This is a genomic window from Oceanobacillus sp. E9, assembly GCF_001741975.1.
Classification (GTDB): Bacteria; Bacillota; Bacilli; order Bacillales; family Amphibacillaceae; genus Oceanobacillus; species Oceanobacillus kimchii.
On the sequence record NZ_LSNA01000005.1, the window covers coordinates 24,853 to 37,766 of the forward strand.

14 protein-coding genes are annotated in these 12,914 nt (G+C 33.3%); 7 read left to right on the forward strand and 7 right to left on the reverse strand.

Features of this window, described 5'->3' with window-relative positions; translation table 11 throughout:
* Window positions 1-48 precede the first annotated feature (48 nt).
* From AQ616_RS03840 to AQ616_RS03860, 5 genes are all read left to right on the forward strand, one after another.
* Window positions 49-348 carry a DUF378 domain-containing protein gene (locus AQ616_RS03840; RefSeq protein WP_017797395.1) on the forward strand — a complete coding sequence of 100 codons (300 nt, stop codon included), beginning with the start codon at window positions 49-51 and terminating at the stop codon, window positions 346-348.
* A gap of 171 nt (window positions 349-519) precedes the next feature.
* A complete protein-coding gene (locus AQ616_RS03845) occupies window positions 520-1,698 on the forward strand; it encodes an aminotransferase class I/II-fold pyridoxal phosphate-dependent enzyme (RefSeq protein ID WP_017797394.1) in 1,179 nt (392 codons plus the stop codon).
* Window position 1,699: 1 nt separating this feature from the next.
* The gene (locus tag AQ616_RS03850; RefSeq protein ID WP_017797393.1) at window positions 1,700-3,370 is read left to right on the forward strand and encodes a thiamine pyrophosphate-binding protein; all 1,671 of its coding nucleotides are present in this window, start codon (window positions 1,700-1,702) and stop codon (window positions 3,368-3,370) included.
* A gap of 191 nt (window positions 3,371-3,561) precedes the next feature.
* Window positions 3,562-4,986, forward strand: coding sequence for a carbon starvation CstA family protein (locus AQ616_RS03855; RefSeq protein WP_069685126.1), 1,425 nt, complete (start codon window positions 3,562-3,564; stop codon window positions 4,984-4,986).
* A gap of 101 nt (window positions 4,987-5,087) precedes the next feature.
* Window positions 5,088-5,537, forward strand: coding sequence for a hypothetical protein (locus AQ616_RS03860; RefSeq protein WP_017797391.1), 450 nt, complete (start codon window positions 5,088-5,090; stop codon window positions 5,535-5,537).
* 96 nt (window positions 5,538-5,633) lie between these two features.
* On the opposite strand, the gene AQ616_RS03865 is transcribed toward AQ616_RS03860, so the two are convergent.
* The 6 genes from AQ616_RS03865 to AQ616_RS03890 form a co-directional block, all read right to left on the reverse strand.
* Window positions 5,634-6,041, reverse strand: coding sequence for a thiol-disulfide oxidoreductase DCC family protein (locus AQ616_RS03865; protein ID WP_017797390.1), 408 nt, complete (start codon window positions 6,039-6,041; stop codon window positions 5,634-5,636).
* 93 nt (window positions 6,042-6,134) lie between these two features.
* On the reverse strand, window positions 6,135-6,602 hold the full coding sequence (locus AQ616_RS03870; protein ID WP_069685127.1) for a DinB family protein: 468 nt from the start codon (window positions 6,600-6,602) through the stop codon (window positions 6,135-6,137).
* Between the two features lie 211 nt (window positions 6,603-6,813).
* Entirely contained in the window at window positions 6,814-7,119 is a 306-nt protein-coding gene (locus AQ616_RS03875; protein WP_069685128.1) for a PTS sugar transporter subunit IIB, read from the reverse strand.
* A 1-nt stretch (window position 7,120) separates the two neighbouring features.
* Window positions 7,121-7,456, reverse strand: coding sequence for a PTS lactose/cellobiose transporter subunit IIA (locus AQ616_RS03880; protein ID WP_069685129.1), 336 nt, complete (start codon window positions 7,454-7,456; stop codon window positions 7,121-7,123).
* Window positions 7,456-8,748 carry a PTS sugar transporter subunit IIC gene (locus AQ616_RS03885; protein WP_017797386.1) on the reverse strand — a complete coding sequence of 431 codons (1,293 nt, stop codon included), beginning with the start codon at window positions 8,746-8,748 and terminating at the stop codon, window positions 7,456-7,458. Before AQ616_RS03885 ends, AQ616_RS03880 begins: the two co-directional genes overlap by 1 nt.
* 12 nt (window positions 8,749-8,760) lie before the next feature.
* Window positions 8,761-10,071 carry a 6-phospho-beta-glucosidase gene (locus AQ616_RS03890; protein WP_069685130.1) on the reverse strand — a complete coding sequence of 437 codons (1,311 nt, stop codon included), beginning with the start codon at window positions 10,069-10,071 and terminating at the stop codon, window positions 8,761-8,763.
* Window positions 10,072-10,255: 184 nt separating this feature from the next.
* On the opposite strand from AQ616_RS03890, the gene AQ616_RS03895 reads away from it, so the two are divergent.
* Both AQ616_RS03895 and chbG read left to right on the forward strand, forming a co-directional pair.
* On the forward strand, window positions 10,256-10,984 hold the full coding sequence (locus AQ616_RS03895) for a GntR family transcriptional regulator (protein ID WP_017797384.1): 729 nt from the start codon (window positions 10,256-10,258) through the stop codon (window positions 10,982-10,984).
* A gap of 17 nt (window positions 10,985-11,001) precedes the next feature.
* Window positions 11,002-11,700 (forward strand): chitin disaccharide deacetylase, encoded by a 699-nt coding sequence (chbG, locus tag AQ616_RS03900; protein ID WP_017797383.1) that lies wholly within the window; start codon window positions 11,002-11,004, stop codon window positions 11,698-11,700.
* A 248-nt stretch (window positions 11,701-11,948) separates the two neighbouring features.
* On the opposite strand, the gene AQ616_RS03905 is transcribed toward chbG, so the two are convergent.
* Window positions 11,949-12,818 (reverse strand): LysR family transcriptional regulator, encoded by an 870-nt coding sequence (locus AQ616_RS03905; RefSeq protein WP_017797382.1) that lies wholly within the window; start codon window positions 12,816-12,818, stop codon window positions 11,949-11,951.
* Between the last annotated feature and the right edge of the window lie 96 nt (window positions 12,819-12,914).

Below are 12,914 nucleotides of genomic sequence, written 5' to 3' on the forward strand. Positions count from 1 at the left end.
GAAATTATAAAAACAACAAATGCTAATGGATAAGGAGGTGATTGTAAGATGAGAACATTGCATGCGATCGCTCTAACCTTATTAGTAATTGGAGGAATCAACTGGGGATTAATTGGATTTTTTCAGTTTGATTTAGTTGCTGCGATCTTTGGAGGCCAAACTTCATTATTATCGCGAATTATTTATGGTCTAGTGGGTATTAGTGCTGTTTATTATGTTGCGACTTTATTTACTGGAGAAGAAGTTGAGGACAATACTGTAAATAATGGAAGAGTGAATTACGGAACAGAATTTGCAGAGGAAAATGATTTCGAAAACGATATAGATGATGATTTAGAAGATCGATAAAAATGGAAACTCGAGGGTATACACTTTCCCTTGAGTTTTCTCGTTAGAAAAATTCTGAAAAATCATGGATATTTTATATACCCCATGCTACACTGTGAGTAATTATAAACAAGGCATAGGTAGTTAAGTGACGAACATATACTTTAGAAGTAATTATTCTGGAGGGATAATATGAAATCACTATATGGATCGGATATAGTTCGAAATATGCCGGCTTACTTATTTGCACATATTCAAAAGAAAAAGCAAAACCTGATTGAACAGGGAAATGATGTTATCGATTTAGGTATCGGAGCACCTGATTTACCACCACCCTCTTATATAATTGAAGAACTATGTAAACATACAAAAGATCAACAACTACATCGCTATTCTTCATATCAAGGGATTCCAGAATTAAGAAAAGCAGTTGCTCATTTTTATCAAAAAAAATACAAAGTTACACTTGATCCAGAAAAAGAAGTTCTCATCTTAATTGGAAGTAAAGAAGGGATTGTCCATTTAATACAATCTGTTGTGAATCCAGGAGATAAAGTGATTCTGCCAGATCCAGGATACCCTGTTTATAAAATGGGTGTACATCTAGTACAAGGAAAAGTAGTTTATTTACCTTTAGATAATAACAACGAATATAAACCGAACTGGAAAATGATAAGCGAACAAGATAAAGAAGAAGCGAAGTTATTGTTTTTAAATTATCCAAATAATCCAACAGGTGCAACAGCTCAAAAGGAGACGTTTGTGAAAGCAGTCGAAATGGCAAATAAATATGATATCTGTATTGCACATGATGCAGCCTATGATCATGTGACATTTGCTAACTATAAATCTTCAAGTCTACTTCAAGTAGAAGGTGCGAAAAAGATAGGGGTAGAATTAGGATCATTATCTAAGAATTTCAATATGACTGGTTGGAGAATTGGATATATTGTTGGAAATTCGAGTGTCATTCATTCGTTAGCGACATTAAAAAGTAATATAGATACTAGTCAATTTATACCAATTCAACTTGCTGCAAAAAAGGCATTAGAACAAAGTGAAGATGAGATTCGCACAATACATCAAACAATGGAACAACGTATGTTAAAAACATGGCAACTTTTAAAAAATGCTGGCTTTCAAGTAGAGAAAACCAAAGGAACGATTTTTCTATGGGTGAAAGTTCCGGAAGGCTATACCTCAAGTTCATTTTCAGAACAAGTTCTAGATCAAGCACATGTAATTGTAACTCCTGGTTCAGCGTTTGGTAAACAAGGTGAAGGATACTTTCGAATTGCACTAACAGTGCCAGAAGAAAGGCTGATTGAAGCAGTTCAACGTATTGATTCTTGGATAAATGGAGGAAAGTAATATGAGTCATAATCGAATTCATTTAAATGCAGCAGAAGCTATTGTAAAAGGGTTACGAAGAGAAGAAGTAAAACATATTTTTTGTGTTCCAGGTGAAAGTTATCTTCCTGTATTAAATGCTCTATATGATGAGCAAGATATACAAGTAATTTCAGGTCGTCATGAAGGTGGTATTGCTTTAATGGCAGAAGGATATGCAAAAGCTACAAAAAAGCCTGGGATAGTTATGGCAACGAGGGGAGTGGGAGCAAGTAACTTATCCATAGGTGTACATACCGCGTATCAAGACTCTACTCCAATGGTTGTGCTACTAGGGCAAGTAAGTACTAAGTTTAGAGGCAGAGAAGGCTTTCAAGAAGTAGATTTAGAGAGTTTCTTTCGTCCGATTTCCAAATGGGCGGTGGAAATTACAGATGTACAGCGCATACCTGAAATACTTGCTAAAGCTTTTCGCATTGCTAAAACCGGAAGGCCCGGACCAGTAGTAATATCTTTACCTGAAGATATCCTTTATGAAGAAGGAGAATTCATATTTAGAGCACCTGTTAGTATTCCACGTCCGTCACCTTCGATAAAAGAAATATCCATGTTTCAGCATTTTTTACAAATTGCCAAAAAACCTTTAATTATTGCTGGAGGGGGAATTCGTTTTTCGGGTGCTGAAGATGCGCTTCTTGAATTTGCTGAAGCATTTCAGATACCTGTGATGACAGCCTTCAGGAGGCATGATGCATTTCCAAATAATAATAACTTATATCTTGGACATTTAGGGTTAGGTATTACAGCAGAAATACGTGAAGCTGTAGATGAAGCAGATGTTATCTTTGCTTTAGGTACAAGATTATCGGAAATTACTACCCAGGATTATTCGATTATCACAAATGATAAACGGCTAGTGCATATTGATATATCTTTTGAAACGATAGGAAATGTGTACCCACCAGATTTAGGTATTGTAGCGGATATAAAAGAAGCTCTACTGGCGTTAAGAACGATTAAAATTGAAGAGGTAAAGGGTTCAGGGGAATTTATTTGGAAAGAATGGGTAGAGAACAGGCGTACCAAGCAAATAGAATCGATAAAAAAATTAAATCAAAAACAAGATATTCAAAGTAAAATAATCGGTTATATACAGCAGCAATTAAGTCATGAATATATTATTACAAATGATGCAGGTAATTTTGCAGGATGGCTACATACGTATTTCCAATTTAACCATAAAAACACTTATATTGGCCCTACATCAGGAGCAATGGGGTATGGCGTACCTTCTGCAATTGGAGCTGCAATTGCAATTCCAAATAAAACGGTTATATCCCTGTCCGGAGATGGTGGATTCATGATGACTGCACAAGAGTTAGAAACTGCAGTGAGATATAAAATTGGTATGCTAAGTCTTATATTTAATAACCAGATGTATGGAACAATTCGAATGCATCAAGAAATACACTATCCAAAAAAAGTAATAGCAACAGACCTTGGAAATATATCATTTAAATCGTATATTCAAAGTTTAGGAGGAAAAGGATATCAAGTTACTAGCTTTCAAGAATTTGAACATGTATTTCCAATAGCACTTGAACATGCAAAAGTCTCACCAGTTGTCATTGAGATTCTTACCGATCGTGAACAAATAAGTGTAAATAAAAGAATAAAAGATTTTCATAAATGAATTAGTTTACGATGATCCAACTAATAGTAATAATTGGTAATCAAGAATACAATCCTTGTTATTCTTGAATTTTTTTTGATGTTTTATTCATAGGATTGAAATTTTATTAACGAAAATATATTGATATTTATCGGTTAAAAGATATAATGGTGATATGGAAACGATTACATCGGAGATTATGGGGGATATATATGATAACACTTTTCACAGCTATTATTTTATTAATTATTGCATATTTTACGTATGGAAAATTTATAGAAAAGTTATTTGGACCATCAGATAAGAGGCAAACTCCAGCTATATCACAGAATGATGGAGTAGATTATCTTCCAATGAATAAACAGAAAAATGCTTTAATTCAATTATTAAACATTGCGGGTACAGGACCAATTTTCGGGCCTATTATGGGTGCGTTATTTGGACCAGTTGCATTTTTATGGATTGTCATTGGATCGATTTTTGCAGGAGCGGTGCATGACTATTTAACAGGGATGATATCTATACGAAATCGTGGTGCACACATACCACAGCTTGCAGGAAAGTTTTTGGGAAGCTTTTCGAGACATATTGTTAATGCTTTTTCTCTTCTTTTATTAATCTTAGTTGGAACCGTTTTCTTAACTACTCCAGCTTCATTGATCGATATTTTACTAGATGGGAAAGTTGCATTTATATATATTTTAGGAGCTATTTTACTCTATTATTTTCTTTCAACAATTCTACCAATTGATAAAATTATAGGTCGAATTTATCCATTTTTTGGAGCAATCTTATTAATTGGAACTGTGTTAATAGGTGTAGCACTAGTATTCTCTGATTATAAGATACCAGAACTTACGATTCAAAATATACATCCAGATAACTTACCAATATTCCCTATTTTATTCTTTACGATTACTTGTGGAGCTTTATCTGGATTCCACGCAACACAATCGCCGATTATATCTAGAACAACCCAAAAAGAATCACAGGGAAGATATATTTTTTATGGGATGATGATTGCAGAAGGAATTATTGCAATGATTTGGGCAGTAGCAGCAATGAGTATTTTTGATGGACAAACATTAAGTCAAGTGATCGCAGACGGGACAGCTTCAGCAGCAGTGAGTGAAATTGCTATTACTTTATTAGGAGCTGTTGCGGGTACAATTGCGGTAATTGGTGTGATTATTTTACCTATTACTTCAGGTGACACTGCCTTCCGTGCAGCGAGGTCTATTATTGCAGATTACTTAAATATTAACCAAAAGAAAGCTGCTGACCGTTTAATGATCGCAATTCCATTATTCGGGATAGCATACTTCTTAACAACAATTGATTTTAATCTGTTATGGAGATATTTCTCTTGGGCAAACCAAGCAACAGCAATGCTTGCATTATGGATTGCTACGATGTATTTGTATGTGAAAGGTAAGAACTTTGTCGTATCTATGGTACCAGCCATTTTTATGACTTATATGGTTCTGGTATATATTCTTAATGCGAAGATTGGATTCCAGTTAGATTTAAATATATCTTTCATTATTGGACTTGTATTGACAGTAATATTAACCATTCTATTCTTTATAAAAGCAAAAAATAATGTAAAAAATGACCTTCAAGTGGATATGGAGTAAATGAATATAAAAGTCATAGAATTTTCTATGACTTTTTTGCTTCTTTTTTATATAGTTTGCCGTCTATTAAAGTAAGTAGATGTCGTTAAAGGGGGAATGAAATGATGAATCAAGAAAGAAAAAGAATGTTTTATATTGATGCAACAGCATTACAAAACTATTTAGATATAGAAGTAATGACCAATACCGAATTTGACTTTAAGCGCGTGGATAGATTATATGGAGTAGACAATCACGAGCTGAATTATGATTGGATTGAAAAGTTAGGACTTGGAGTAGTAAGAACGAGTTATTTTAATGATTATTTTATTTATAATGCTACTTATGACAATTTGATCAATGAGTCAACTAGAATTGGTTTGTATTATCAGTTAACACATCCAGAATACGATGATAAAGAATTAGATCGTTGGATTTTTGGTGATAAAGATGGCATCAACTATCTTTTGGAGTTAGTTGGAGAGCATGGTTTATTAGTTGTAAGTAAGTTAAAAGAAATATACAGGCAAAAAAAAGGGAATGTCATCAAGTTTCCAATCCAAAAGAAATAAATTGGATCCTTATTTAGTGCGAGTATTACTGCCTGATGCGGAATAAAAATTTTTACTAAAAAAGGGTAACCTCTTCGAGTCAGAGGTCACCCTTTTTTATATATCTTCAACGGATTCGATAAATCTTTGTCTTTCTTCGGGAGTAGGGAGTTTACATTGTTGTTTTTTACCAAACCATTTAAATCGATTGTTGGCGAACCAATCATAAGCTTTGTTTCGAATAGAGTTTGGAACAATAGTTAATCCGTATAATAATTTCCACGGTAATGGTAATTTTCTACAAATATCTAGTACCGCATTAGACTTTATTTTCACATCGTTATTTTCTTTTACGAGTACCATACTGTCTGTATCATTAGGGATGTTATATTTTTCTCGTAAATATTTACCTGCTTCACTTTGTAGAGAGGCAAAGGAAAACATTCCTTCTTGATCTCGCTTTAGAATAAATTGAACACTTGAATCACAAACATTACATTCACCATCAAAAAGGATTATATGCAAAGTGAGCCTCCTAAAGTTTAATCTATTTCATCAATAAAGATGTTTTTATTTTACATTATACATATTCCCCTTTATACATTCGTTAAACAGTTTTTATTTTACAAGTCGATAAATACGCTTAATTGTCTCCATATGAAGAGCTTCATGATAAAAACTGAATAACAATGTTTCGGAAAAAGTGTCAAATCGCATTTTTGAACTATTGATAAAAGGAGTAGGCAAAGTCTCTTCTAGGTGATAAGGTGCATAGTTGTTGATTCTATCAATTTGAAGGGTTAGTTCTTTAACTATTTCATTAAAACTAGGTGGTGTTCCCTTCCATTCATTCGGACTAGTACCAGGTTTAAAATATTCGATAAAGGTTGTAGGGATCTCTAGCTTTTCATTCATTACTCCAAATATAAGCTTCTCTTGAACTACTATAATATGGCCAAAATTCCATCTAATATTATTTCGATATGTTTCTGGGATATGATCAGCTAATTCTTCAGGAATTTTTTCTAGAGAATTTAAAGTGATCCCGCGTACTTGTTTCATATGATTTGAAATGTGTTCATACAATTTGATCGCCTCCATTTATATAATATTCAATAATTTTATTATAAAACCCTTCATTTATAATAATAAATAAATAGTATTTCTATGAAAAGATATTTTGAAATATAGTATCTATCCTTATATAGTAAGAAAAGATTCCATCTATCAAAAGTGATAGGTGAAATCTTATTGGTTAAAACAGTTAATATTATTATACCTTGATCATGAGTCTAATTTAAGTGTTTTTTAGATTGATTGCTTGTTCTAATACTTTATCACCTTGAACCAAACCGTAAGCCATTTGGTCAATAACAGCAACTTTAACTCCTTTTGGTTCAACTAACTCACGAATCTTCTTTTCTAAATAACGAACTTGAGGACCAATTAATACAACATCTAGATCTGTTAAATGATTTTTTAATTGTGTTTCAGGAATTGCGTCAATTTCCACTTCTAATTTATTTTCCTTTGCTGCGATTTCCATTTTTTTAACAAGCATGGATGTGGACATGCCAGCAGAACATACGAGACGAATCTTCATGTTATCTCTCCTCCAACTTTTTTATTTGTTTTTGCATTGCAATCATTTCGATTGCTAAATCTTTTACAGTTAAAGCATTCATTAAATGATCCTGTGCATGGATAAGGATTATGGAGAATTCTGGAATGGTCCCATTTGCTTCATCTTGTAATAGAGATGTTTGTATATGATGAGCTTCTGTAAATTCTTTATCAGCAGTTTCTAGCTTTAATTCTGCTTCGTTAAATTCTCCGTTTCTAGCAAGCTGTAATGCTTCCATTGCTTCAGACCTAGCGTTTCCTGCATGTAATATAATTTGAAATGAAAGCACTTGTAATTCTTCCTGTTGTATGATCATTATTTTTGACCTCCTATCTTTTCTCTCATCGAACGTACACCCGCCATAATAAATGGAATATATAATAGTACGGCTATGGTTAAGTTAAAGAGCTGTAAAATGATTCCACGTACATTTCCTCCAGTGACAAGGTATCCACTTAATATAGGGGGAGTTGTCCAAGGAAGTATAGCGACGGTTTTTGGTACAAGGCCTAATGACAAAGCAAAATAAGAGATTATTGTTAAGGTGACAGGTACAAGGATAAAAGGAATTAAAAAGATTGGGTTTAATACAATTGGTAACCCAAAAATTACTGGTTCGTTGATATTAAATAAACCGGCAGGTGCTGATAATTTTGCTACTTCTCGATATGGATGATTTTTTTCATGTCTGATAACAATAAATACAGCAATCAGCAAAGCAATTGTCGTTCCAGATCCACCCATAAAAACAAATGTATCTAAAAATGGTTTTGTTACTACATTTGGCACATCAAATGCGGACATACCTTTTTGGAATAAGTCTGCATTTCGTTCAATCAGAGGCAAATATACTGGTTCGATTACTGATCCGATAATGTTTGTACCATGTAGCCCAAAAAACCATAATAAATGATTTAAGAAGGCAACAATGATTGCTGCAGGTAATGTATTTCCGAGTCCTTGGAGAGGCTCTTGTATTACATTGAATATTACTTCAAATATACTAATTCCAGAGAATACACTAACGAAAGCATGGAATAGACCAACAAGAACAAGAATAATTATCGCTGGTATTAAAGCAGAAAATGATCTGGAAACTCCTTCAGGAACTCCTTCTGGCATTTTGATGGTAATATTCTTATTAATGAGAAATCTGAAAAACTCTGTTACTAGCATGGAGAGAATAATAGCAACAAATAGTCCTTGTGCTCCAAGCCAAGCAAAATTCAATCCACCATCAGCAGTCGTCGGGACAAGCATAATAAAAGCTGCAGCGGAAATTAAACCTGAAGATAAACCATCTATTTCGTAGGACTTAGCTAAATTATATGCGATAGAAAATGATATAAGTAGTCCTAATACAGCGAATGTACCATTCCATATACTTCCACCAACTACTTGCCATTTACCTTCACCAAAAATACTATTTAACATTTCAACTAGACTAAAATTCCCGAAATCTGGAAAGTTATTGATTAACACAGCTAATGACCCAATAATAATTAAAGGCATAATAGAAACGAAACCATCACGTATTGCAACTAAATGACGTTGTGACCCAATACGACCAGCGATTTCAATAAATTTCTGCATAAATTTGTTATTCATGCTTTGTTCCTCCTATAGTTTAAATTGTGGTAGAAAAGATTTGTGAGCTTCTAAAAGTTCATCAAGTAACACTTTTGCTTTCTTTTCGTCTTGAATTAATGGATTCATAACAAACGCATTGTAAGCATCCTCATATTTTCCCGATAATGCAGCTTGAATTGTGAGTTCTTCCATTGCTTTCATATTTTGGATCATGCCTTTTACAGGAGCTGGAATCTTTCCAATGGAAATTGGTTTTGGACCACCTTTTGTTATCACACAATTAGCTTCAATTACTGCATCATTCGGTAAATCAGTAATCGTACCATGATTATGTGTATTTACTGTCTGTATATCATTCTTATTATTGTATATGGAGTCCATTAAACTACATGCAACTTTGCTATAAAATGCTCCACCTCTTTTTTCAAGTTCTTTTGGTTTAATATTTAATTCCGGTTGTTGATATAAATCAAATAAGGATTCTTCTAATTGTTGTACTACCTCCGCTCGTGTACCATTTTCTTTATATGCATGCAAATCCTTTTGGAGTACTGTTTCTGTTTGGAAATAATATTGATGATATGGATTAGGTAATAGTTTTGTAGATTGAATGAATGTCCTTGACCAATTTAACGGCATTATATTTGCTGGTGTATAATTGGCTTCCCGGTTGATTAGTCGATCGAATATTTCTTCCGTACGATTTTCTCCGTCTACAAGTATCTTCTTACCAAAAATAAAATGATTTAGTCCAATAAATTCAATTTGCACCTCTTCAGGTTTTGCATTTAATAGTTCGGCAGTGGAATGTTGTGTATTAAAAGGAATATTACAAACTCCTATAACTTTTTCATGTCGAGAATAATTTAGAAGTGCTTCTGTAACTATTCCTGCTGGATTTGTAAAGTTAATAATCCAAGCATCTGGGCATATTTCTTGTACATCTTTTGCGATTTCCATCAACACAGGTATTGTACGAAAAGCTTTCATTATGCCACCTGCACCATTTGTTTCCTGTCCAATAAAACCATGCTTTAGCGGAATACGTTCATCTATTGCACGTGCTTTAAGACCACCAACTCGAATTTGAGTAGCAATAAAATTTGCATTGACTAATGCTTCTTTACGATTCAATGTCCATGAAAGTTTAATATTCGCATTCGCTTGATGAATCATTCTTTTTCCAAGATAACCAATAGTTTCTAGTTTATGTTTCCCTGGTTCAATATCAACTAGAACAATTTCATTTACAGGAAAAGTATCCTGACGTTGAATAATTCCTTCAATAATCTCCGGAGTATAACTTGAACCACCACCGATAATAACGAGTTTTAATGCCATAATTTAATGCTCCTTCACTAAATGTAATCGCTTTTATTTAAAATGTTTAGATAACTCACCTAAAATGTATCATACAAATTTTGTATTGTCCATACAATTTTATTTAGTTGTTATAACATAAATTATTGTCAATCAGTTTCAAATCTTGTAAACTAAATAAAAACAGTGAAAAAGGAGTACGGTAATGGAGAAAAACCAATCTTTACACGCTTATATTAAGCAGGAGTTATTACAACGAATTAAGACAAATCAATACAAAAGTGGAGAAAAAATTCCACCAGAGCTAGATCTTTGCAAAGATTTTAATGTAAGCCGTACCACTGTTCGTACAGCATTAAACCAACTTACACTAGAAGGCTACCTAGTTAGACAACAAGGAAGTGGAACATTTGTAGCTGATGAAAAAGTGAAACAGACACTGACACAGACCGTCAAGCGTTATAGTGATCAGTTAGCAATTCAAGGGAAAGTATCAGAAATTGAAGTAATAGATATTTCTGTAATTGCAGCTGATGAAATGATTGTTTCATATCTAGATGTATATATGAAAGACCCTATACAGCGGATTGAACGTGTTCGTAAAGCAAATGGCCAGCCCACGCAGTATGAAATAGCGTTTATACCTTGGTCCATTGCACCAGGAATTACCAATACACATGTTGAAACTTCTTTATATAAGTCGTTAAACGACATGTTCAATGTATTCATTGCTAAAACTTATGAAAATATGGAAATAACCCTTGCAGATGATCAAATTTGTAAATATCTAGAATGTGAGCCAGGACTACCATGTTTTTACATAGAAACGATTGCAGAAGATCAACTGGGGAAAAAAATAGAATTTTCAAAGTCGTTTTTCCGAGGAGATAAGACTAACTTTACAATAGAACGAAAATATCCAGAATTAGAATAATTGATGGAGGGGTATCAATGAGGGTAGAGATTAATGCGGATGATTATGGACTAACGAGAGGTGTAACGGATGGAATTATAAAAGCCCATAGAGAAGGATGTGTTACATCAACGACACTCATGATGAATGGATTATCAGTAGAATACGCTGTTGAACAGGCAAAGAAAAATCACGAGTTAAAAGTAGGATTACATCTCGTTTTAACATGGGGGAAACCCATCTTAAATAATAACACTTCTTTGATACAATCAAATGGTAATTTTAAGTATACAAGTAGTTATCGAAATATGGCTCCTCCTTTACTAGAAGATGTTGAAAAGGAATGGCGAGCTCAATTAGAAGCATTTAGGAAAACGGGTTTAACACTTAATCATATAGATAGCCATCATCACATTCACGCTTGGCCACCATTAGTAGGTGTTATTTTAAAATTAGCTAAGGAATATGAAGTTCCTGTACGGTATGCGGATTCGTTGAAGGATTATCCGGATATATGTTGGACTGAAAAATTATGGACTGAATTTTATCAAGATGGTGTTACAGATAATCTGTTTGAACAATTAAAAAAAGAAAATGTTCTTTCTGTAGAAGTGATGACTCATCCTGGATTTGTAGATGAAGATTTAATAGAAAATAGTTCCTATTTGTATACCCGTGAAAAGGAAGTCGAACTTCTTTGTGAAATGAGAGTTCCAGAATGGGTACAGTTAAAGTGAAATTTTATCTTAGAAGACAATTTTAAAGGCAATATATTTTATTTATTAGTTATAATAACCAGGTTGAGACTAGAGTAGTAAAGATAAGTTCAGATTAATACAATTGGGAAATATACTTTACTTTCATGGTTAGCATATTACAGCTCACCGCTGTCTCACCCTCGGCCTTCTTGCCCTAGAAATTTTAAAAATCTCCTTCACGATAATTAATCTCATTTGACTTTTTGGTAGTTTTATTTTTTCTTAGGTTATAATGCTTTAACATCAATGGTTTGAATGAAATCTACAAATGCACGAACAACATTCATTTGCAATGCATCTTCGGGGTAATACATCCAAGTCTGCCTTTTAATGAGTTCCCTATCTTCATTTATGATTGGTTTAACAATTAATTCTGGGTTATTTCTAACTACTAAATTAGCAACCACTGCATAGCCTAAACCATGTACAACCATTTCTTTACAAGTTTCCACTTGATTAACATGGATAGTAATATTGGGGCTTTGAGTATAATGGTGATGCCACCAATTATCAACCATCAGTCGCATATGATCGTCCGTATAATAATCAATCCTTGGAAGCTCAGGAAGTTGTTCCCAAGAAAACTCCCAAGGTGATGCGATGCAAATTTCTTCTTCATACAATAATTGTTTTCTCTCTTTCCATGGATAATTTCCTTTTATAAAACTAATATGTACATCATGATTTAATAACAATCGATGCATTTCGCTACTCCATCCAGTTACTACTTGGCACTCAACATCAGGATATTCTTGTTTAAATAATTGAAGCAGTTTGGGCATTTTATTAGATGCAAAAAAGTTTGAAACTCCTACACGTAATGTTCCTGTAACTTGATTTTTCATATTGTCTAGTGTTTCTTCAATCTTTCTCTGCTCCTTTAACATTTGCTGAGCATGATGTGCCAATTGCTCACCTTCAGGAGTAAAAGCAATTCCCCTACGTTTTCTCATAATAATTTGTATACCATAATAGGTTTCTAATTTTTTCATTCGTGAAGTCAGGGTGGGTTGTGTTAAAAATAATTGATGGGCAGCCTGTGTAATATTCTCTGTCTCATATAAAGTGGATAACATTTCCCAATCCTGTAAATGCATTGATAATCCTCCTATAACATGTGATATAGATTTTTTTTATGTTTATTTATTAATATTATATATTTTTCTAATTTTCAATTCAATATTATAATTAAG

Bases quoted from the DNA above. Each gene is read 5' to 3' on its own strand.
- AQ616_RS03875 (WP_069685128.1), bottom strand. From the start codon at position 7,119: ATGAAGATTCGTCTCGTATGTTCTGCTGGCATGTCCACATCCATGCTT.
- chbG (WP_017797383.1), top strand. From the start codon at position 11,002: ATGAGGGTAGAGATTAATGCGGATGATTATGGACTAACGAGAGGTGTA.
- AQ616_RS03855 (WP_069685126.1), top strand. From the start codon at position 3,562: ATGATAACACTTTTCACAGCTATTATTTTATTAATTATTGCATATTTT.
- AQ616_RS03905 (WP_017797382.1), bottom strand. From the start codon at position 12,818: ATGCATTTACAGGATTGGGAAATGTTATCCACTTTATATGAGACAGAG.
- AQ616_RS03860 (WP_017797391.1), top strand. From the start codon at position 5,088: ATGATGAATCAAGAAAGAAAAAGAATGTTTTATATTGATGCAACAGCA.
- AQ616_RS03885 (WP_017797386.1), bottom strand. From the start codon at position 8,748: ATGAATAACAAATTTATGCAGAAATTTATTGAAATCGCTGGTCGTATT.
- AQ616_RS03890 (WP_069685130.1), bottom strand. From the start codon at position 10,071: ATGGCATTAAAACTCGTTATTATCGGTGGTGGTTCAAGTTATACTCCG.
- AQ616_RS03840 (WP_017797395.1), top strand. From the start codon at position 49: ATGAGAACATTGCATGCGATCGCTCTAACCTTATTAGTAATTGGAGGA.
- AQ616_RS03895 (WP_017797384.1), top strand. From the start codon at position 10,256: ATGGAGAAAAACCAATCTTTACACGCTTATATTAAGCAGGAGTTATTA.
- AQ616_RS03880 (WP_069685129.1), bottom strand. From the start codon at position 7,456: ATGATCATACAACAGGAAGAATTACAAGTGCTTTCATTTCAAATTATA.
- AQ616_RS03850 (WP_017797393.1), top strand. From the start codon at position 1,700: ATGAGTCATAATCGAATTCATTTAAATGCAGCAGAAGCTATTGTAAAA.
- AQ616_RS03845 (WP_017797394.1), top strand. From the start codon at position 520: ATGAAATCACTATATGGATCGGATATAGTTCGAAATATGCCGGCTTAC.